This window comes from Streptomyces sp. ATexAB-D23, from assembly GCF_000373645.1.
Taxonomy (GTDB): domain Bacteria; phylum Actinomycetota; class Actinomycetes; order Streptomycetales; family Streptomycetaceae; genus Streptomyces; species Streptomyces castrisilvae.
The window spans coordinates 317,511-337,976 of sequence record NZ_KB892046.1 but is presented as its reverse complement, the minus strand read 5'-3'; the positions used below and the strand labels follow the sequence as shown (position 1 = coordinate 337,976).

Here is a 20,466-nt window from a genome sequence, read left to right as displayed (position 1 = left end):
GTGGCCACTAAGAAACACCTTAGCCGTCAGGGAGCGATTTTGTCAACTCGGGAAAGTGCCGAATTGCAGAAGGAGCAGGAATTCGTCGACCGGCTCTACGACCGTGTCGATGTGCTGCGCGGTGTCGCCGCCGAGCGGGTCCAGGACGCCCTGACGCCCGTCGGCAACGGCCTCCAGGCCCGGCTCGAACGTGATGTGCTCGTCTCCGAGCGCTCGGGTCTGCTCGCCGCTCTGAACGCGGTCGACGGCTCGCTCTGTTTCGGCCGCATCGATCTCGCGGACGGCGCCGCGCACCATATCGGCCGTATCGGAATCCGCGAGGACGACACCGAACACACGCCCATGCTGATCGACTGGCGCGCACCGGTCGCCCGTCCCTTCTACCTCGCCACCGGTCACACTCCGATGGGGCTGCGCAGGCGCCGGCACATCACCACCGAGGGCCGCACCGTCACCGAGCTGCACGACGAGATCCTCGACGTCCGGGACCGGGAGCGCACCGGCTTCGAGGACCCGAGCGGCGACACCGTCCTGCTCGCCGCCGTGAACTCCGCGCGCACCGGACGCATGGCCGACATCGTGCGGACCATCCAGGCCGAGCAGGACCGCATCATCCGCGCCCCGCACCGCGGTGTCCTCGTGGTCGAGGGCGGACCCGGCACCGGCAAGACGGCGGTGGCGCTGCACCGGGCGGCGTTCCTGCTGTACGAGCACCGCGAGCTGCTCGCCAAGCGCGCCGTCCTGATCGTGGGCCCCAATCCGGCGTTCCTGAGCTACATCGGCGAGGTGCTGCCCGCGCTCGGCGAGACCGGTGTCCTGCTCGCCACGCAGGCCGAGCTGTTCCCCGGGGTCCACGCCCGCGGCACCGACACGCCCCGTGCCGCGGCGGTGAAGGGCGCCTCGGCCATGGCCGAGGCGCTGGCGCTGGCCGTGCGCGACCGGCAGCAGCTGCCCGAACCCGGCGCGCCGCTGGTCATCGCGCACGACGACGGCGACCTGATCCTGGACTGGGAGATCGCGTACGAGGCACGGCAGGCGGCGCGCGACACCCGGCTGCCGTACAACCTCGCCCGGCCGCACTTCGCCTTCCGGATCATCGACGCGCTGACCGCGCAGCTCACCGAGCGCATCGGCGCCGACCCGTACGGCGGCCCCAACTTCCTCGGCCCCGACGACATCGCCCAGCTCGGCAAGGGCGTCGCCGTCAGCCGGGAGGTGCACGCCTCGATCGACTCGCTGTGGCCGCACCTCGACCCGGAGGGCTTCCTCGCCGACTACCTCGCCGAGCCGGTCCACCTGCCGGCCGAGGACGCCGAGGCCATCCGGCGCGCGCCCGGCGAGGGCGGCTGGACACCTGCCGACGTACCGCTGCTGGACGAGGCGGCCGAACTGCTCGGGGTGGACGACAGCGCCGAGCGGGCTGCGGCCGAGGCCGAGCGCCAGGAGCGGATCGCGTACGCCCAGGGGGTGCTGGAGCTGTCCAGGGGCTCGGAGTCCTTCGAGTTCGAGGACGAGGAGTCGGAGGTGCTCGCCGCGCACGACATCATCGACGCCGAACGGATGGCGGAGCGGCAGGAGGAGGCCGATCACCGCAGCGCGGCCGAACGCGCCGCCGCCGACCGGACCTGGGCGTTCGGGCACATCATCGTGGACGAGGCGCAGGAGCTGTCGCCGATGGCGTGGCGGCTGCTGATGCGCCGTTCCCCGACCCGGTCGCTGACCCTGGTGGGCGACCCGGCGCAGACCTCGGAGGAGGCGGGGATCGGCTCGTGGAAGGAGATCCTCGATCCGTACGTGGGGGATCGTTTCGAGCACGTCCGGCTCGGGGTCAACTACCGTACGCCCGCCGAGATCATGGAGGTCGCGGCGAAGGTGCTGCGGGCCGACGACCCCTCGTTCGAGCCGCCCGGCTCGGTGCGGTCCACCGGGGAGGTGCCGTGGGTCCGGGACGCCGGCGACGACCTGACGGGCGCGGTGGCGCGGGCGGTCGCCGAGCTGACGCCGGCGGAGGGACGCCTCGCGGTGATCGCGCCGCGTGAGCTGCACGAGGAGATCGCCGCCCCGCTGGACGGGGTCGTGGCCGGAGCCGAGCCCGATCTGACCCGGACGGTGGTCCTGCTCGGCCCCCGGCAGGCCAAGGGTCTCGAATTCGACCATGTGCTGGTCGTGGAGCCCGGCCGGTTCGGGACCAGCGATCTGTATGTGGCGCTGACCCGGGCCACACAGCGGCTGGGGATCGTGCACCGCGAGGCGCTTCCCCCCTCTCTGCGCTGACGGCCGCCGGGCAACCGGCTTCGTGGGCCGGGCTGTTGTACGCGGACAGCCCGGCCCGGACGGACGGGTTCCGGGAAGCCTTGACACCCCGGAGTCACAGGAGGAGCATCCTCACGTCGTTGACAACGTTGTCGGGGCGGCGCCGTTCCGCTGCGGCCACGACGCCCGTTCCCCGCCGCGTTGACCGTCCGTCACATACGAAGGGCAGGAACGGTGCCACAGACGCACAACCGTCGAACGCATCCCGGAATCCGGGCCGTCGGATCCGTCACCGCCGCCGCCATGGCCGTGATGGGTCTGGCGGCCGCGGCCGCCCCCGCGTCCGCCTCGCCCGGCGGGGACACCGTCAGAAACCCGGTGTCGTACGTCGACCCCCTCATCGGCTCGTCGAACGCCGGCAACACCTACCCGGGCGCGGTCCAGCCGTTCGGCATGCTGGCGTGGAGTCCCCAGAACTCACGGGGCAAGCAGGTCTCGACGCCCGCGCCCGGCGGCTATCAGTACGACGCGAAGAAGATCCGCGGCTTCAGCCTCACCCATCTCAACGGCGTCGGCTGCTCCGGCGCCAACGGCGACATCCCGGTCATGCCGTACGTGGGCGATGTGGACTCCTCCCCCACCTCGGACACCACCGACGCGAAGTACGCGAGCGACTTCTCGCACGACGACGAGACTGCGTCCGCCGGCTACTACAAGGTCGGCCTGGCCAGTGGCGCGTCGGCGGCGCTCACCACCACCGCCCGCACCGGATCGGGGCAGTTCGGCTTCCCCGCCGGCAAGCCCGCCAGCATGCTCTTCCGCACCTCCAACTCGGAGACCGGGAGCACCGGCGCCACCGTGCACATCAACCGGGCCGAGCGGACCGTGACGGGTTCGGTCACGGCGGGCAACTTCTGCGGGCCGCAGAGCGCGAACAACCGCAAGGACCTCTACACGCTGTACTTCACCGCCCACTTCGACAAGCCCTTCGCGAAGGTCGGCACCTGGAAGGACGGCACGCTCTCCCCCGGTTCCACCTCCGCCTCCGGCGGTACGGGCTACAGCGCGTCCGGCAACGCCGTGGAGGGCAAGGGCTCAGGCGCGTACGTCACGTTCGCGGACGGGACCACCCTGGCGCGCGCCAGGGTCGCCGTCTCCTACGTGAGCCAGAAGAACGCCGAGGCCAACCTCCGCGCGGAGAACGGGCCCGGCCGGAGCTTCGACTCCGTGAAGCGGCAGGCCGCCGCCAACTGGAACAAGGCGCTGAAGTCGATCGAGATCGGCGGAGGCACCGAGGCCCGGCGCACCACGTTCTACACCGCGCTCTACCACTCCATGCTGGAGCCGACCCTCACCAGCGACGTGGACGGCCGCTATCTCGGCGCCGACCGGAAACCGCACCGGCTCGCCAAGGGGCAGAAGGCGCAGTACGGCACCTTCTCCGGCTGGGACCAGTACCGGGCGCAGGTGCAGCTCATGGCCCTGCTCAACCCGAAGGCGGGCAGCGACTACGCCCAGTCCCTCTTCAACTACGCGAACCAGCGCGACGGCGAGTGGGACCGCTGGCTGCTGGAGAACGGCAGGACGAGCGTGATGTCCGGCGACCCGTCGGACGCGGCGCTCGCCGGGATCTACGCGTTCGGCGGCCGTGACTTCGACGTCAGGGGCGCGCTGAAGTCCCTGGTGAAGGCGGCGACGGTGCCGACCGCGAACGACTCGGACAGCGCGGGCTGCAACGTCGAGTGCGTGGGCCAGCGGCCCGCCCTCGACAAGTACCTGGAGCTGGGCTATGTACCGGCGGACAACTGCCACTGCTGGGGCGGTGCGGCCGAGACGCTGGAGGACGCGGCGGCCGACTTCGGCCTCGCGGAGCTCTCCCGGCGGCTGGGACGGACGGCGGACGCGAAGAGGTTCCTGGACCGGTCGGGCAACTGGACCAACGTCTTCGACGCCAACGCCACCGAGGACGGCGGCTACATACGCGACCGGAAGTCCGACGGCAGCTGGGCGGGCACCTTCACGCCGGGCACCGGCAGCGGGTTCGTCGAGGGCACCAGCGCCCGGTACACCTGGATGGTCTACTCGGACGTGGCCGGTCTCGCGGGCGCCATGGGCGGCAACGAGCGCGCGACCGAGCGGCTCGACGCGTTCTTCCGCGGCCCGGACGGCACGTTCGACTTCTCGGCGAAGGAGCCCACTCGCTACGACCCGACGAACGAGCCGGACATCAACGCGCCCTACCTGTACAACTACTTCGGCGCTCCGTACAAGACACAGGAGACGGTCCGCGCGGAGCTGGACCAGCTGTGGACCGACGGCCCCGGCGGCATCCCGGGCAACGACGACGCGGGCACCATGTCGTCCTGGTACGTCTTCTCCGCTCTGGGCATGTACCCGCAGAACCCGAGCCGCGCCGATCTGACGCTCACCGCCCCGCTGTTCCCGCACGCGGTGGTGCACACCGGGCACGGCAGGACGATCACGGTCGACGCGCCCGCGGCCTCGGCCGGCCACACGTACATCCACGGTCTGAAGGTCGACGGCCGTACGTCCACGAAGCCGTGGGTTTCGGACTCGCTCGTCACCCGGGGCGGCCACCTCGACTTCACCCTCGGCACGACGGCCGACACCACCTGGGGCAGCGCGCCGGCCGACGCCCCGCCGTCCTTCCCCGGCGGCGGGCTGAAGTACTTCACGGGCGCCTCCCCCGACCAGCTGAAGACCGAGCCGGGCTCCGAAGGCGCGCGGACGGTCGTCAAGGTGCAGAGCCTGGAGACGAAGGCGACCACCGTGCACTGGACGGCCGATCCGCCCGCCGGGATCACCGTCACCCCGTCCGAGGGCGACTTCACGGTGCCCGCACGCGGCGCGGCGCAGGCGAAACTCACCGTGTCGGCCGGGGCGGACACCGCCGAGGGCTACTACACGGTCCCGGTGACCCTGGAGTCCTCGACGGGTGAGGAGCTGCCGAAGACATCGGCGGCGGTGACGGTCGCCGAGCGCGACGGCCTGCTGTGGAACCGCAACAGCACCGGGATCTCGGCGGACGACGGGAACCCGCAGGCCGACTTCGACGGCGAGGGCTGGAGTTACTCGGCGAAGGCGCTCGCGGCGGCGGGTGCGGAGCCGGGCGGCACGGTCTCGTCGGGCGGTTTCGACTTCGTCTGGCCGCAGGTGCGTGCCGGTGACCCGGACAACATCGAGGTGGCCGGCTCGGACCCGCAGGTGCTGAACGTCCCCGCCGCGCGGGGCGACACGAAGCTCGCCTTCCTCGGGAGCGCCGCCGAGGGCGAGGCATCGGGGACGGTGACGCTGACGTACACCGACGGCACCACGCAGCAGGCGGAGATCGGCTTCAGCGACTGGACCCTGGGCGGCGGCACGCAGCAGCCGTCGTTCGGCAACACGGTCGCGGTGCACACCGAGTACCGCGATGTGCAGGGCGGCGGGAAGGACCCGGTGGGCACCGAGCTCTTCGCGACCGCGCCGATCGCCCTCCAGGCCGGTAAGCAGCTGGCGAGCGTGACGCTGCCGGGCGAGACGGAGGGCGGGATCATCCACGTGTTCGCGGTGGCCACCGCCTGACCGGACCCGTGCAGCGGTGAGGGCCGGCCCCACGCGTGGGGCCGGCCCTCACGGTGTACTCAGACCAGGTCGAACCGGTCCAGGTTCATGACCTTGTCCCAGGCGGCGACGAAGTCGCGCACGAACTTCTCCTTCGCGTCGTCGCTCGCGTAGACCTCGGCGACCGCGCGCAGTTCGGAGTTCGACCCGAAGACCAGGTCGGCGCGGGTGCCGGTCCAGCGGACCGCACCTGCGGCGTCGCGGCCCTCGAAGGCGCTCCGGTCGTCGGCGGTCGACGTCCAGGTCGTCCCCATGTCGAGCAGGTTGACGAAGAAGTCGTTGGTGAGGGTCCCCGGGGCGTCGGTGAGCACGCCGTGCGAGGTCTGCTGGTGGTTGGCGCCGAGCACGCGCAGACCGCCGACGAGGACCGTCATCTCCGGCGCGCTCAGGTTCAGCAGGTTCGCCCGGTCGAGCAGCAGGTACTCGGCGGGCAGCCGGTTGCCCTTGCCGAGGTAGTTGCGGAAGCCGTCGGCGGCCGGCTCCAGCTCGACGAAGGACTCCACGTCGGTCTGCTCCTGCGTGGCGTCGACCCGGCCCGGGGTGAACGGGACCTCGATGTCGGTGCCGGCCGCCTCGGCCGCCTTCTCGACCCCGGCGGCGCCCGCGAGGACGATCAGGTCGGCGAGGGAGACCTGCTTGCCGCCCTGCTGCGCGGAGTTGAAGGACTCCTGGACGGACTGAAGGGTGCGCAGGACGCCCGCGAGGCGGTCCGGGTCGTTGACCTCCCAGCCGTTCTGCGGTTCGAGGCGGATGCGTGCGCCGTTGGCGCCGCCGCGCTTGTCGCTGCCCCGGAAGGACGAGGCGGAGGCCCACGCGGTGGAGACCAGTTCGGACACCGACAGGTCCGTGGCGAGGACCTTCTCCTTGAGCGCGGCGATGTCCGCGGCGTCGATCAGCTCGTGGGCGCGGGCCGGCAGCGGGTCCTGCCAGACCAGGGTCTCCGCGGGGACCTCGGGGCCGAGGTAGCGGACGACCGGGCCCATGTCGCGGTGGGTCAGCTTGTACCAGGCGCGGGCGAAGGCGTCGGCGAACTCCTCGGGGTTCTCGTGGAAGCGCCGCGAGATCTGCTCGTACGCCGGGTCGAACCGGAGCGAGAGGTCGGTGGTCAGCATGGTCGGGGCGTGGCTCCTGGACGGGTCGTGCGCGTCGGGCACGGTGCCGGCGCCGCCACCGTCCTTGGGACGCCACTGGTGGGCGCCCGCGGGGCTCTTGAACAGCTCCCACTCGTACCCGAACAGGATGTTGAAGAAGCTGTTGTCCCAGGTCGTCGGGGTGTCCGTCCAGATGCCTTCGAGGCCGCTGGTGATGGCGTCGCCGCCCTTGCCCGTGCCGTAGGTGCTCTCCCAGCCGAGGCCCTGGCGTTCCATGGGGGCGGCCTCGGGGTCGGGGCCCACGTGGTCGGCGGGTCCGGCGCCGTGCGTCTTGCCGAAGGTGTGGCCGCCGGCGATCAATGCGACGGTCTCCTCGTCGTTCATCGCCATCCGGCGGAACGTCTCGCGGATGTCGCGGGCCGCGGCGATCGGGTCCGGGTTGCCGTTGGGGCCCTCGGGGTTGACGTAGATGAGGCCCATCTGCACGGCGCCGAGGGGGTTCTCCAGTTCCCGGTCGCCGGTGTACCGCTCGTCGCCGAGCCAGGTGGTCTCCGGGCCCCAGTACACGTCCTCGTCGGGCTCCCACACGTCGGCACGTCCGCCGCCGAAGCCGAAGGTCTTGAAGCCCATGGTCTCCAGGGCGACGTTGCCGGTGAGGACGAGGAGGTCGGCCCAGGAGATGTTCTTGCCGTACTTCTTCTTCACCGGCCACAGCAGGCGCCGGGCCTTGTCCAGACTCGCGTTGTCCGGCCAGCTGTTGAGCGGGGCGAAGCGCTGCTGGCCGGAGCCGGCGCCGCCGCGGCCGTCGCTGATGCGGTAGGTGCCGGCGCTGTGCCAGGCCATGCGGACCATGAAGGGGCCGTAGTTGCCGAAGTCGGCGGGCCACCAGTCCTGCGAGGTCGTCAGCACCTCGGCGATGTCCCGCTTGACGGCGGGCAGGTCAAGGGCGTTGAAGGCCTCGGCGTAGTCGAAGTCCTCGCCGAGCGGGTTGGCCACGGCGGGGTTCTTGGCAAGGATCCGCACGTTGAGCCGCTCCGGCCACCACTGGCGGTTTCCGCCGCCCTGGGTCGGGTGCGGCGCGCGACCGTGGGCGACGGGGCAGCCGCCGGCCTCCTCCGACTTGGGGTCGGTGACGATCGCGTCGTGGTTCTCAGTCATGGATTTCCTTCCGGGCGGGGCGGATCACGGCTCTCCGGGACTGCGGAGGGTGAAGCGGCCGGACCCGTCTCGGCCCTGGTGTTGTCCTGCCCTGGCATCGACCGGAACCGATCCTACGATGGACCTAATCCAAGTCAATACGACACGCACACTGGGAATGATCAGGGTCCGCACCTCCGGCGCCGCCACGGCTCTCCGGCCACCGCCGTGCATCGCCGCGCGGGAACAGGTGCGGGAAATCAGTACGTCCGGGGGCCGGCCTGCTCCGGACGGGCGGAGTCCGTCTGCTCTGCCCGGCGGGGCGACCGCTGGTTCCACCGGGCGCAGGAGTCGGGTTGGAACCGGTCGTCAGGACCGGGTCCGGCGGCTGCGCTGACGTCCGACGCGCGGAGCCCGCGGAACCGGTCGTCAGGACCGGGTCCGGCGGCTGCGGTGACGTCCGACGCGCGGAGCCCGCCTTCCCGTTCGCGCTGTGCGCGACGCTGGAGCCGTTGTCCGGCTAGGTCGTGTCCGGCCGGCGGTGGACGCTGACGGCGTAGCCGCCGCCGTCGTAAGGGGCGGCGTCCCAGGTCGCGAAGCGGTCGACCGGGGCGAGACCGGAGGCGGCGCAGCAGTCGTCGTACTCCGCGAGCGTGAGCGCGGGCTCCACGGGCAGGTGGGCCTTGTCCAGGCCGAAGCCGGCGACCAGCAGGCCGCCGGGGCGCAGGGCCGCCGACAGGCGCCGGACGACGGTGGCCTCGGTGCCGGGGGCGAGCAGCGCGAAGACGTTGCCCGCGGCGACGACGAGGTCGAAGCCCGCCTCGATGCCGAGGGCCGCCGGGTCGAACGCGGCGAGGTCGGCCCGGAACCAGGGCAGGTGCGGTGCGTGCTTCCGCGCGACGGCCAGCATCGACGGGTCGACGTCCACCCCGACGCAGTCGTACCCGAGCTCCGCGAGCCGGATCGTGACTCGCCCGGTGCCGCATCCGGCGTCCAGCACGCGCGCTCCGGAGGGCACGAGGGCCGAGCAGAACCGCGCCTCCCCGTGCATGTCCTTGCCGCTGCGGGCCAGGGCCGCGAATCGGGCGGCGTAGTCCTCCCCCGACGTGTCTCCGGTCAGCTCGGTCCAGCGGTTCATGCGGCCCACTGTAGACGGGGCGGGGCCGGCCGGAGCGGGCCGGGCTCACGGCCCCGGCCGTGGTTCGGTTTCCCGTACCGCCGATCCGGGGGCAGGCATGATCGATCCGGGCGCCCCGTCGGCCCAGGATGGGGGACATGGCTGAGACAGCGACACACACCGGGCCCCGGACCGCCGTCCGGGCGCAGGACCTGCACCGCGAGTACGGGCGCGGCACCGCCGCCGTCCGGGCGCTGCGCGGAGTCTCCGTGGGGCTCTCCCCCGGTACGTTCACGGCGGTGATGGGTCCTTCGGGCTCCGGCAAGACCACGTTGCTGCACTGCCTGGCGGGGATGGACCGGCCCACGCGGGGCTCCGTCCGGTGGGGCGGTACGGAGGTGTCCCGGCTGCCGGAGCGGCGGCTGGCGCAACTGCGGCGCGGCCGGGTCGGGTTCGTGTTCCAGGCGTTCAACCTCATGCCGGCGATGACGGTCGAGCAGAACGTCGAGCTGCCCGGCCGGCTGGCCGGTGAGCGGCCCGGCCGGGAACAGGTCCGGGACGCGCTGGCCCGGGTGGGGCTCGCCGGGCGGGAGCGGTACCGGCCGGGGCAGCTGTCCGGCGGGCAGCAGCAGCGGGTGGCGATCGCCCGAGCGCTGGTGTCGCACCCGGAGGTGCTGTTCGCGGACGAGCCGACCGGGGCGCTGGACCGGTCCACGGGGCGCGAGATCCTGGACCTGCTGCGCGCCGGGGTGGACCAGGAGGGGCAGACCTGTGTGATGGTGACCCACGATCCGGTGGCCGCCGCGTACGCGGACCGGGTGCTGCTGCTGGCCGACGGTCTGCTGGTGGACGAGCTGCTCCGGCCGACCGCCGCTCAGGTCGGCGAGCGCCTGAGCCGTCTGGGCGGCTGAGCCCGTGATCGTCCTGCTCGCTCTCGGCCGGATCCGGCGGCAGCCGGCGGCCTTCGCCGGTCTGGCGGTCGCGCTCCTTCTCGCCATCGCCACGGTGACGCTGTTCGGTTCGCTGTTCGCCACCGGTCTCGCGACGCCGGAGGCCGCCCGGGACGCGGTCGAGGGGCCCGGCCTGATGGTGATCGCCGGTGCCTTCGGGGAGATCGCGGTGCTCGTCGCGTTCTTCGTGGTGGTCAACGCGCTGGGCTTCGCGCTGCGTCAGCAGCACCGTGAGCTGGCGCTGCTGCGTACGGTCGCGGCGACGCCCCGGCAGGCGCGGCGGCTGGTCCGTTGTCAGGTCGTCGCGGTCACCGTGCTGGTGACGGTGCCGGGCTGGGCCGGGGGCGCGGTCGCGGCCCGTCTCCTCCTCGCCGAGCTGCAAGGGCGGGGGATGGCGGCGCCGGGCGTCGGGGTCCCGTGGACACCGGTGCCGATGCTGGTCGCGTCGGCCGCCGCGTTCGTCGTCGCGCTGGTGGCCTCGGCCGTCGCGGCGCGGCGTGTCACCCGGCTCGCGCCGGCCGCCGCGCTCACCGCCGGGTCGACGGAGCAGGGGCGGACGGGTGTGCCGCGGCTGCTCGCCGGAGCGGGCGCGCTGGTGGGCGGCGGGTTCCTGCTGCGGCTGGCGGCGACCCGGCCGGCCGGTGAGCTGGACAAGGCGGGGCAGGCGGCGCTGCTGGGTTCGCTGGTGCTGCTGATCGGGGTCGCCCTGGTGGGGCCGCTCGCGGCACGTGTCCTGGCGGCCGTGCTGGGTCTGCCGGTGCGGGCCCTGGCACCCCGTACGGGCTGGCCGGCCGACGCGAACCTGCGCGGATACGCGCGGCGTCTTTCGTCGGCCGTGGTGCCGGTCGCGCTGCTCGTGGGTCTGTCGGGCACCATGACGATCATGACAACCACCGCCGAGCACGCCACGGGCGCGGCCACCGGCAGCGTCACATCGGACACGGATGTCTGGCTCCGGCAGGCCGAGCTCGCCCTGCTGCTGTGTTTCGCGGCGGTGTCCACGGTCAACACCCTGGTCGCCGTGACCGCCGAGCGGCGCCGCGAGTTCGCCCTGCTGCGGCTGGTGGGTGCCACCTGGTCGCAGCTGATGCGCATGCTGACGGTGGAAGCGGTACTGACGGCCGCGGTGGGTGTCCTGCTCGGCACGGCGGTCGCGGGCGCCGCGTCGGCGGCCTTCAGCATCGCGGTGACCGGGTCGGCGGTGCCGTCCGTCCCGGGTGGCGCCGGGTGGCTCGTCGCCGGCGCGGCGGCGCTGACCGCCCCGGTGATCCTGGGCACAGGGCTGCGGGCGGTGCGCGGTCCTGCGGCGGAGCAGGCAGGCGGTGCCCGTGACTGAGCACGGCCGTGGCCCGGCGGCCGGGGCGCCCGGAGATGTGGATGGCTGAGCGGCGCCGGTACTTCCGTGTCCGGGGCGGCGAGTGGGTCTTCGCCGCCGCCGGGCTGCCGCTCGCCCTGATCGGCGGTGTCTACGCGCTGGCCGTGCTGTACGCGGGCGTACTGCTCTCGCTCACGGTGCTCGGCCTGCCGTTCGTGGCCGCCGCGCTGATGGGTGCGCGGGGTATCGGCACGCTGCACAGACGGCTGACCGCGTGGCTGCTCGGCGAGTCGGTCGAGCAGCCGGGCGGACTGCCTCGGCCGAAGGGGGTGCTCGCCCGGGGCCGTGCGGTGCTGACCGACCCGGTGGCCTGGCGGACGCTGCTGTATCTGGTGCTGCGGCTGCCGCTCGGGGTGGCCGGCTTCGTCGTCGCCGTGCTGCTCGCGCCGGCCTGCGTCTGGCTGGCCGGCTTTCCGCTGTGGGGCCGTCTGCTGGAGCCGGACGCGCGGCCCGCCGTGTGGCTGGACACCGGGGCGTTCGTGCTGGGCGTGGTGCTGCTGTGCGCGATGCCCGGTGCGCTGAGGGCGCTCAGCGGGGCGAACCGGTGGCTCGCCCGGTCGTTGCTCGGCCCGGCCCGCGCCCAGCGGCGGGTGAGGGAGCTGGAGAGCGCCCGTGCCACCCTTCTCGTGGGGAACAGCGACCGGCTCCGCCGCCTGGAGCGCGATCTGCACGACGGCACCCAGGCCCGGCTGGTCGCCCTGGCCATCACGCTCTCCCTGACCGAGGACGCGCTCGCCCCCGCCGCCGGACCGGATGTGGGGCGGCTGCGCTCCCTGCTGGGCCGGGCCCGCGACCAGACCGACGAGACCATCACCGAGCTGCGCCGGCTCACCCGGGGCATCCACCCCGTGGCGCTGGACGGCGGCCTCGGTCAGGCACTGCCCGCCCTCACGGCCACCTCGCCGGTGCCGGTCACCGTCCGCCTGGAGCTGCGGGAGCGCCCGGACCAGGTGATCGAACAGGCCGTCTACTTCTGCGCCGCCGAGTTGCTCACCAATGTCGCCAAGCACAGCGGTGCCCGCTCGGCCGAACTCACGGCGCTCGCGTCCGACGGCCGTATCCGGCTGACCGTGCGCGACGACGGGCGGGGCGGTGCGGCGCCCGGCGCGGGCACCGGCCTGACCGGGCTGGCCGAACGGCTCGCGGCGGTGGACGGGGCGTTGCGGATCGACAGCCCGGCGGGCGGCCCGACCGCGGTCACCGCCGAGCTGCCCACGCACGTGTGACGGCGGCCGGGCCGGGTCAGGCCGCGCCCAGCCCCAGGTAGGCCAGGACCGCCTTCACCCGGCGGTTGTCGGTGGCCGTCGCCCGCAGCCCGAACTTGGTGAAGACGGCGGCGACGTGTTTCTCCACCGCCCGTTCCGACACCACGAGCCGGGTGGCGATGGAGCGGTTGGAGTGCCCTTGCGCCATCAGCTCCAGCACCTCGCGTTCGCGCGCTGTCAGGGCGTCCACCCGATCGCGCCGCCCGCCCCGCATCAGTCCGGTGACGACCTCCGGGTCGAGGGCCGTGCCCCCGGCGGCGACCCGGTGCAGGGCGTCCACGAGGTCGGAGGTCCGGGCGACGCGTTCCTTCAGGAGATATCCGATGCCCGCCGCGCCGCCGGCCAGCAGCCGGGCGGCGAGGGCGGTCTCGATGTGCTGGGAGAAGACCAGGATGCCGGTCGCGGGCGTACGCTCACGGATCTCGACGGCAGCGCGGATGCCCTCGTCGGTGTGGGTGGGCGGCATCCGGATGTCCACCACGGCCACATCGGGCCGGTGTTCGGCCACCGCCGCGAGCAGTTCGGGCGCCGTCCCGGCGGTGGCCGCCACCTCGCAGCCGCGGGCTCCGAGCAGCTCGACCATGCCGTCGCGCAGGACGACGGAGTCCTCGGCCAGCACCACGCGCAGTCGCCTGTTGATCACGCCCCCATTATCGGGTATCGGGGCAGGCACCCGCGGTCCCGTACCCGCCCGCCCCTGCGTCAGCCCGGCTTCGGCGGGTTCCGCGCGTCGAACGCGAAGACGGTGTTGCCGGCCGCCGCCACGATCAGCGCGCCCCCCGCGACGGCCACGCGCGGGCTCGCGCCCTGCTCGCCGGTCAGCCCGTCGGCCTGCGGGTCGGTCGTCCACAGCGATGTGCCGTCGGCCGGCGACAGCGCCACGACCCGGCCGCTGGCGGAGCTGAAGTACAGCGCCCCGTCTCCCGCTGCGGGGCCCGACGCGCCCTCCACGCTCGTCTGCCGGGACCACTTCTTCCGGCCGGTCGCGGGGTCGAGCGCCGTGACGAGACCGGTCTGCCCGCTCACGTACACGGTGCCGCCCGCCATACCGGGCGTTCCCCCGTACGTCGTGGACAGGCGGGTGTAGGCGGCCTTCCCCGACGCCGGGTCGACGCGCACCACCCCGTCGTACCCGGTCATCGCCGCCCCCTCCCAGTGTTCCTGGAGGAGGACGAGCCTGCCGTCCGCGTCGCCCATCGGCACGGCGGGCCCGTCGACCTCGATGGCCTCGCCCCAGGTCCCCGAGGTGCGGTCGACCGGGTAGAGAGTGGGGTGGCGTACGGACAAGGCGGACAGCTCCGCGTCCGTCGCGCACATCGCGAGGAGCTCGGCGCCCATCGGGACGGGAGCGCACCGCTCACCGGCGGGGAACGGCTGCGTCCAGGCGATCTCGCCGCTGTGCGCGTCCCGGGCCTCGAAGGCGGTGTCGGTCGCGTCGACCGTCACGACGGCGTCGCCCATCAGCACGGCGTCCTCGGTCCGGCCCGTGACAGCGGTCGACTGGCCGCCGGCCGGGGCGGACCACAGCTCCCGGCCGCTGTCCGCGTCGATGGCCACCACCTCGGTGTCCGGGTCCTGCGGGGCGTCCTCGGCGGCGAACCGGTAGCCGAGGACCGTGTCGTCGGTGGCGCCCACCAGGTGCATGCCCTGGACGGGGATGCCGGGGCTCAGAGCCGTCCACGCGCGGGAGCCGTCCACGGCGCTGATCCGGGCCGCGACGACGCCCCCGCCCCCGCAGAACACCCCGTCGCCCCGTGCGACGCACCGCAGCTCGTCGGGAATGTCCTTGCGCCCGCCCAGCACGGTCTTGTGCCAGGGCGCGAAGCCGTCCGGCAGCGCGGCCCCCGGCGCCGCGGTCGTCGTGTTGCCGTGGTCCTCGGTGTCACTGCCGCCGATACCGCCCGCCTGCAACGCGGTGACTCCCCCGCCGATCGCCGCCACGGCGACGGCGGCCGCGAGCACGGGCCGCCACCGGCCGCGCAGCCGCCGGCCGATGGCGGTGCGGGAGTTTCCGGCGCCGGAGACGTCCGTGTCCGGCGCCTTCGGCGCGGGGGTGTCCCGTGTCGCGAGGTGGTGCTCGGTGAGGACGTCGCGGGTACGGCCGGCCGCCGCCCCGGGCCCGTCCGCCACGCTCTCGCCCAGCTCGGACGGCAGGTCCCGCAGCAGTTCGAGGAGTTCGTCCGCCGAGGGGCGGCCCTCGGGCTCCTTGCCCAGACACGGTTCGACGACCGTCCGCAGAGCGGCCGGTACGGCGTCCAGCGACGGTTCCTCGTGGACGACCTGATAGGCGGTCAGGTAGGGGCTGTCCGCGTCGAAGGGTCCGCGTCCCGTCGCCGCGTACACCAGCAGCGTCGCCAGCGAGAAGACGTCGGAGCGCGGCCCCACACCCCTGGGCGCCTGCAACTGCTCGGGCGACATGAAGGGCGGGGTGCCGATGACGCGTCCGGTCATCGTGAGCGTCTGCTGGTCGGCGGCGCGCGAGATGCCGAAGTCGATGACGCGCGGCCCCTCGGCGGAGAGCACGACGTTCGACGGCTTCAGGTCGCGGTGGACGACGCCCACCCGGTGGATGTCGCGCAGCGCCTCCGCGAGACCGATGGCGAGGCTCCGCAGCCCGGCACCGCGCAGCGGGCCGTCGTCGGCGATGCGCTGTGCGAGCGTCGGCCCCTCGATGTACGCCGTCGCCATCCATGGATGGTCGGCCTCGGGGGCAGCGTCGACCACGGCGGCGGTGAACGCCCCGCTCACCCTTCTCGCCGCCGCGACCTCCTGACGGAAGCGGATGCGGAATTCGCTGTCACTCGCGAACTGCTGGTGGATCAGCTTGATCGCGACGGGCCGCCCCGAACTCGTACGGGCCAGAAAGACGGTGCCCATGCCTCCCGAGCCGAGGCGCGCCTCAAGCGGATAACCACCGATCTCCGCCGGATCGCCTGCGCGCAGCGACACTCTTCCCGACCTCTCGTCCCCCGGGCACCTCTGCCGCCCCGGGCCTGCGTACATGTCCTGGACCCAAACTAGTCGCAGGTCGGTCCGGCCGAGCAAAGCGGGTGACATCCCCATCCGGCGACGGGGCGGGCCGGCGCGCCCTCCCGCGCCGGCCGGGCCCTCCGGGGCGCCCTTCAGCAGGCGCCGAGGTCTTCCCAGACCCCCCATTCACCCGTACTGCCGGGCGTCTCGTTCTGCGTCCACCACTTGGCCTTCCAGGTGTGGCCGCCGTACGAGACGGTGTCGCCGCCCGTGTAGACGGCGCCGCTGTTCCACGCGCCCGCGGCGCAGTCGCCGCCGGTCGGGGGCGGGGTGGTCGGCGGAGTGGTGGTCGGCGGGGTGACGCCGGCGAACTTCACCGAGAACTTCGCGAAGTCCCAGTCCGACTGGGCCACGCTGCTGCACGTGCCGGAGGTCTTGCCGTTGTTGTCCGGCGGGGTGCACTGCCGGTCGCGGTTGAGCGACCAGAAGGTGAAGCGGTCCATGTGGTGGCTGGTGGCGAAGTCCAGCACGGTCTGGAAGTCGGCCTGGGTGAAGTACTCACCGGTGTCGCTGCGGCCGTTCATCCCGGAGAAGCCCTCGTGCGCGTACGCGGTCGCCGCGTCCCAGCCGAAGGTGGACTGGAGGACGGTGTTGAAGTTCGTCAGGGCGCTCGTCTGCGCGGCCGCCCCGTTGAACCCGCCGTCGAACGGCATGATCGAGAAGTTGTTCGGCGTGAAGCCCTGCGCCTTGGCCTCGTTGAGCATCTGCTTGCCGAACCAGCCGGTGCCGTCGGCGGTCCCGGCCGTGGTGACCGAGACGTAGAGGCCGGGGTTGTTCTGCTGGAGGATCTTGGCCGCGCCGATCTCACGGGCGATGGCGGCCGTGTTCTCGTACTCCGGCTCCTCCAGGTCGAAGTCGATGGCCTTCAGCTGGTACTTGGTGATGACCTGCTGGTAGGCGGCGGCGGTGGAGGCGGCGTCGGAGCAGGTCTGGCCGAGCTTGGTGCCCCCGTATCCGCCGATGGAGACCGAGACGTCGCCGCCCTTGGCGCGGATCGCGCTGATGACGGACCCCACGGCGGTGTCCGACGAGACCGGCGACGTACCGTCCCAGGTCGGGCTGCACCCTCCGCCGTCGGGCGCGAGGATGAAGGCGAGCTGGAACGCCTTCAGACCGGTGGCGTCCATGATGGCGCCCGCGTCCGGCGGGTTGTTGTCGTGCGGCATCAGATAGGGCGCCGCGGCGTACCAGCGGTCGCTGAGCGCGGTGGCGCCGGCGGGCGCGCCGGAAGCCTGCTGCGCGGCGAAGGCGGCGAGTCCCGCGGTGGCCAGGGCGGCGGTGGCCGCACCGCAGAGCAGAGCGCGAAAACGCTTCATGGAGACTCCTGACGGGAGAAGGTGCCGCCAAGAATCGAAGGGTGACGCATTCACGTCAATGCGTTGGCCTAGACCATTGCATTCTCTTGAACGTTGCCCGGCCGGCCCGCCGGCCCCGGACACGGCCGCTCAGAGCCGGAACCAGCGCTCCTCGCCCGGCCGGACGGCGAACCGGCGCCCGTCCGGCAGGACGACGGGAAGCGGACCCCCCGGCGAGTCCGGCACCTGGATGGCCAGGCGCCCGGGGAGCATGCGCACGCGCACGCCCCGGTGGCCGCGGAAGCAGACCGTGAAGGAGAACCGGGGGATCTGCGCCAGGGCCACCGGCTCCACGTGCAGCCCTTCCGGCACCGCCTCCAGACCGGTGATCCCCCGCTCCACCAGGTCGACCGTGCCCGCCATCGCCCCGAGGTGGATGCCCTCGCCCGTCGTACCGCCCTGGAGGTCGGCCACATCGCCGAGCAGCGCCTCCTCGCAGAAACGCCAGGCGTCGGCGCCCTTCCCCCGGGCCTCCACCCAGCCGTGGACGAGGCTGCTGAGCGTCGATCCGTGGCTGGTGCGGCGCAGGTGGTACGCGACGGTGGCGCGCCAGGTCTCGTCGTCCAGGGGACAGCCGAGCCGGGCGAACAGCTCGCGCAGTTCCCTGGGCCGGAAGAGGTAGCCGAGCATCAGCGTGTCGGCCTGCTTGGAGGCCTGGTAGCGGTTGACGGTGTCGCCTTCCGCCTCCAGGATCCGGTCGAGCCTGCGGATGTCGCCGTAACGCTCCCGATACCCCTCCCAGTCGAGTTCCGCCAGGTCGCCCCAGCCGTCGAACTGGCTGATCACCCCCTGGTGGTAGGGGATGTGGAGACGGCGGGACACCTCCTCCCAGCGCCCCAGTTCCTCGTCGTCCAGCGACAGGTCCTCGCGCAGTTCCGCCTTCCGCGCGGGCGGCAGCTCGTCCAGGAGGTCGAGGCCCCGGGCGAGGACCCAGGCGGCGGTCACGTTCGTGTACGCGTTGTCGTCGATGCCCGGTTCCGCCGCGTCGGGATAGGCGTCGTGGTACTCGTCGGGGCCGACGACCCCGCGAATCCGGTAGCGCCGCAGTCCCGGGTCGAAGGCGGCGGCCCCGGCCCAGAAGCGGGCGACCTCCAGGAGGATCTCGGCCCCCTCCGCGTGCAGGAACCCTCGGTCCCCGGTGGTCTGCGCGTACCGCCACACGTTGTAGGCGATGGCCGAGCCGACGTGGCGCTGGAGCCGTGAGTTGTCCGGGAGCCAGCGCCCCGAGCGGGGGTTGAGGTGCAGTTCCTGTGTCTCCTCCCGGCCCGAACTCGCGCTCTGCCACGGGTACATGGCCCCTTGGCCCCCGGCCTCGCGGGCCGCCGCGCGGGCGGCCGGGAGGCGGCGGTGGCGGTACATGAGCAGGGCCCGCGCCACTTCGGGGAAGTGCAGGTTCAGGTGCGGCAGGACGAACAGCTCGTCCCAGAAGATGTGCCCCCGGTAGGCCTCACCGTGCAGGCCGCGCGCCGGGACCCCGGCATCGAGCTCCGCGGTGTGCGGCGAAAGCGTCTGCAGGAGGTGGAAGAGGTGCAGGCGCAGGATGCGCCCCTCCTCGCCGGGGACGTCCAGTTCGCCCTGCTCCCACAGGCGCCGCCAGGACGCCTCGTGCGTGGCGAGCAGTCGGGGGAAGTCCGGTGTCCGGGTGAGCGCGTCGCAGGCCTCCGCCCGCGGATCGCCGTCGGGCCGGTCCATCGAGGTGTGCAGGGCCATCGTCTTCACCACGGACACCGAGCGGCGCGGGACGACGGGGAGGCGGTAGGTCTGGACGGTGCGGGTCGGCGCCGCGGTCCGGGCGGCGGGCACCTCGGGGGCGGTGACGGTACGGACGGCCAGCGCGAGACGGATACCGGGATCGTACGTGCGGCAGGAGAGCCAGGCGGTCCCGTCGGGCTCGTATCCGCTCGCGTGGTCCGTGAGGTGGTTCCTCTCCAGGTCCCGGTACCGCTCCACTCCGGCGTTGCTGACCGCGCCGTCCAGGACGGACTCCACCTCGACGGCGCCGCTCCATCCGTAGGCGCGGAACGTGCTGCGCTGGGCCGCGAGGTGCGGGTCCCCCATGTGCACGATCCGCGTGTGTCCGACGCGCAGCCCGCGCCCCTGCGCGTCCCGGAAGTACAGCTGCCGGGTGAGCGTTCCGGCCCGCAGGTCGAGCCCTGCGCCGTAGTGCCGCAGGTCCTCGGAGTCGGGCGTCAGCCAGTCGCCGGGCGGCCCGTCGTCGGGGAGGCAGCGGTAGCGCAGGAGCGTCCAGTTGGGCAGGTTGACCATGTCCTCGTTCTCGACGCTCCGGCCGGCGACGGCCGAGGTCCGCCGGTCGAAGCAGCCGGCCAGGTACGTACCCGGGTAGTGGACGGGGTCGGCCGGGCACTCCGGGGCGGAGCCCCGGGTGGCGAACCTGCCGTTGCCGAGCGTGCAGAGCGACTCGACCAGCCGCTCGCGCTCCGGCTCGTACCGCCTGTAGCCCCACGTCCATCCGGCGGTCATCGCGCCTCTCCCCAGATGTGCCGCACCATCGCCATGAGGTCGGGGACCACCAGGTCGGCGCCCTCCTGCCGCAGGGCCTGTGAGCCGTTCCCGTCCGGGCTGCGGTCCACACCGGTCACGCATCCGAAGCCTCCGCGATGGGCCGCCCGCACTCCGGCGAGCGCGTCCTCCACCACCGCGGTGTCACCGGGGAGGGTGCCGAGGTGGTCGGCGGCGTGCAGGAAGAGCGCCGGGTCCGGCTTTCCGGGAAGCGCGAGCCGGGCGGCGTCCTCGCCGTCCACGACGGCTGCCAGGAACTGGTCGAGTCCGGTGTACGCGAGCAGCGTCCGGGCGTGCCGGGACGCCGAGACGGCGACGCAGGGGACGCCGCGCGTGCGCAGGGCGGCCAGTGCCTCCTCGGCGTCCGGGAACGCGACGACGGCGCCGTCGGCCAGGGCGTTGCGGAACTCCGCTTCCTTGCGGGCGGCAACGGCCCAGACGGTGTCGCAGCCGGGCGGGTCGTCGGGGTGCCCGGGTGGGAGGTGGATGTCCCGGGAGGCCAGGAACGCCTCGGCCCCGTCGTACCGGGACTTGCCGTCGACGAAGCGGCGGTATTCGGCGTCCGTGTCGAAGGGGGTCCAGGCCGCCCCCGGTCCCTCCGACGCCGGCCCGGCGAGGCAGGCGTCGAACGCGGTCTTCCACGCGGCGGCGTGGACGACGGCCGAGTCGAGGAGCACCCCGTCGGTGTCGAGGACGACCGCGCGCGGCGGCCCGGACCGGTCGCGGAGCCCGTTCATGCTGCGACCGGA

The 20,466-nt window shown here is 73.1% G+C and carries 12 protein-coding genes; 5 read left to right on the top strand and 7 right to left on the bottom strand.

Annotation, left to right across the window (positions count from 1 at the left end):
• Window positions 1–63 precede the first annotated feature (63 nt).
• Together B082_RS0129430 and B082_RS0129425 are read left to right on the top strand one after the other, a co-directional pair.
• On the top strand, window positions 64–2,274 hold the full coding sequence (locus tag B082_RS0129430) for a HelD family protein (protein WP_018555389.1): 2,211 nt from the start codon (window positions 64–66) through the stop codon (window positions 2,272–2,274).
• A gap of 282 nt (window positions 2,275–2,556) precedes the next feature.
• On the top strand, window positions 2,557–5,838 hold the full coding sequence (locus B082_RS0129425) for a GH92 family glycosyl hydrolase (protein ID WP_018555388.1): 3,282 nt from the start codon (window positions 2,557–2,559) through the stop codon (window positions 5,836–5,838).
• A gap of 59 nt (window positions 5,839–5,897) precedes the next feature.
• On the opposite strand, the gene katG is transcribed toward B082_RS0129425, so the two are convergent.
• Both katG and B082_RS0129410 read right to left on the bottom strand, forming a co-directional pair.
• Window positions 5,898–8,126, bottom strand: coding sequence for a catalase/peroxidase HPI (katG, locus tag B082_RS0129420; protein WP_018555387.1), 2,229 nt, complete (start codon window positions 8,124–8,126; stop codon window positions 5,898–5,900).
• Between the two features lie 499 nt (window positions 8,127–8,625).
• On the bottom strand, window positions 8,626–9,243 hold the full coding sequence (locus tag B082_RS0129410; protein ID WP_018555385.1) for a class I SAM-dependent methyltransferase: 618 nt from the start codon (window positions 9,241–9,243) through the stop codon (window positions 8,626–8,628).
• Between the two features lie 137 nt (window positions 9,244–9,380).
• Here B082_RS0129410 and B082_RS0129405 point away from each other — a divergent pair, with 137 nt between their 5' ends.
• From B082_RS0129405 to B082_RS0129395, 3 genes are read left to right on the top strand one after another with little or no spacing between them, the layout of a single operon-like run.
• Window positions 9,381–10,133, top strand: a complete 753-nt coding sequence (locus B082_RS0129405) for an ABC transporter ATP-binding protein (protein ID WP_018555384.1) — start codon at window positions 9,381–9,383, stop codon at window positions 10,131–10,133.
• Window positions 10,134–10,140: 7 nt separating this feature from the next.
• Complete coding sequence (locus B082_RS0129400; protein ID WP_026250318.1) at window positions 10,141–11,508, top strand: FtsX-like permease family protein; 1,368 nt, start codon at window positions 10,141–10,143, stop codon at window positions 11,506–11,508.
• Between the two features lie 41 nt (window positions 11,509–11,549).
• Window positions 11,550–12,773: a sensor histidine kinase gene (locus tag B082_RS0129395; protein WP_018555382.1), complete on the top strand. Its 1,224-nt coding sequence runs from the start codon at window positions 11,550–11,552 to the stop codon at window positions 12,771–12,773.
• Between the two features lie 16 nt (window positions 12,774–12,789).
• Here B082_RS0129395 and B082_RS0129390 read toward each other — a convergent pair whose 3' ends face one another.
• The 5 genes from B082_RS0129390 to B082_RS0129370 form a co-directional block, all read right to left on the bottom strand.
• The gene (locus B082_RS0129390) at window positions 12,790–13,455 is read right to left on the bottom strand and encodes a response regulator transcription factor (protein ID WP_018555381.1); all 666 of its coding nucleotides are present in this window, start codon (window positions 13,453–13,455) and stop codon (window positions 12,790–12,792) included.
• A 59-nt stretch (window positions 13,456–13,514) separates the two neighbouring features.
• Entirely contained in the window at window positions 13,515–15,761 is a 2,247-nt protein-coding gene (locus B082_RS0129385; protein WP_026250317.1) for a serine/threonine-protein kinase, read from the bottom strand.
• Between the two features lie 173 nt (window positions 15,762–15,934).
• Window positions 15,935–17,158: a chitinase gene (locus B082_RS0129380; RefSeq protein ID WP_018555379.1), complete on the bottom strand. Its 1,224-nt coding sequence runs from the start codon at window positions 17,156–17,158 to the stop codon at window positions 15,935–15,937.
• Between the two features lie 129 nt (window positions 17,159–17,287).
• The gene (locus tag B082_RS0129375; protein ID WP_018555378.1) at window positions 17,288–19,678 is read right to left on the bottom strand and encodes a glycoside hydrolase family 65 protein; all 2,391 of its coding nucleotides are present in this window, start codon (window positions 19,676–19,678) and stop codon (window positions 17,288–17,290) included.
• The gene (locus tag B082_RS0129370) at window positions 19,675–20,454 is read right to left on the bottom strand and encodes an HAD family hydrolase (protein ID WP_018555377.1); all 780 of its coding nucleotides are present in this window, start codon (window positions 20,452–20,454) and stop codon (window positions 19,675–19,677) included. The genes B082_RS0129375 and B082_RS0129370 overlap by 4 nt, the downstream gene beginning before the upstream one ends.
• Window positions 20,455–20,466: the final 12 nt, after the last annotated feature.

What these genes read in the sequence shown, in the direction of transcription:
- B082_RS0129425 (WP_018555388.1), top strand. Translation starts at nt 2,557, where the DNA reads ATGGCCGTGATGGGTCTGGCGGCCGCGGCCGCCCCCGCGTCCGCCTCG.
- katG (WP_018555387.1), bottom strand. Translation starts at nt 8,126, where the DNA reads ATGACTGAGAACCACGACGCGATCGTCACCGACCCCAAGTCGGAGGAG.
- B082_RS0129410 (WP_018555385.1), bottom strand. Translation starts at nt 9,243, where the DNA reads ATGAACCGCTGGACCGAGCTGACCGGAGACACGTCGGGGGAGGACTAC.
- B082_RS0129405 (WP_018555384.1), top strand. Translation starts at nt 9,381, where the DNA reads ATGGCTGAGACAGCGACACACACCGGGCCCCGGACCGCCGTCCGGGCG.
- B082_RS0129395 (WP_018555382.1), top strand. Translation starts at nt 11,550, where the DNA reads ATGGCTGAGCGGCGCCGGTACTTCCGTGTCCGGGGCGGCGAGTGGGTC.
- B082_RS0129380 (WP_018555379.1), bottom strand. Translation starts at nt 17,158, where the DNA reads ATGAAGCGTTTTCGCGCTCTGCTCTGCGGTGCGGCCACCGCCGCCCTG.
- B082_RS0129375 (WP_018555378.1), bottom strand. Translation starts at nt 19,678, where the DNA reads ATGACCGCCGGATGGACGTGGGGCTACAGGCGGTACGAGCCGGAGCGC.
- B082_RS0129370 (WP_018555377.1), bottom strand. Translation starts at nt 20,454, where the DNA reads ATGAACGGGCTCCGCGACCGGTCCGGGCCGCCGCGCGCGGTCGTCCTC.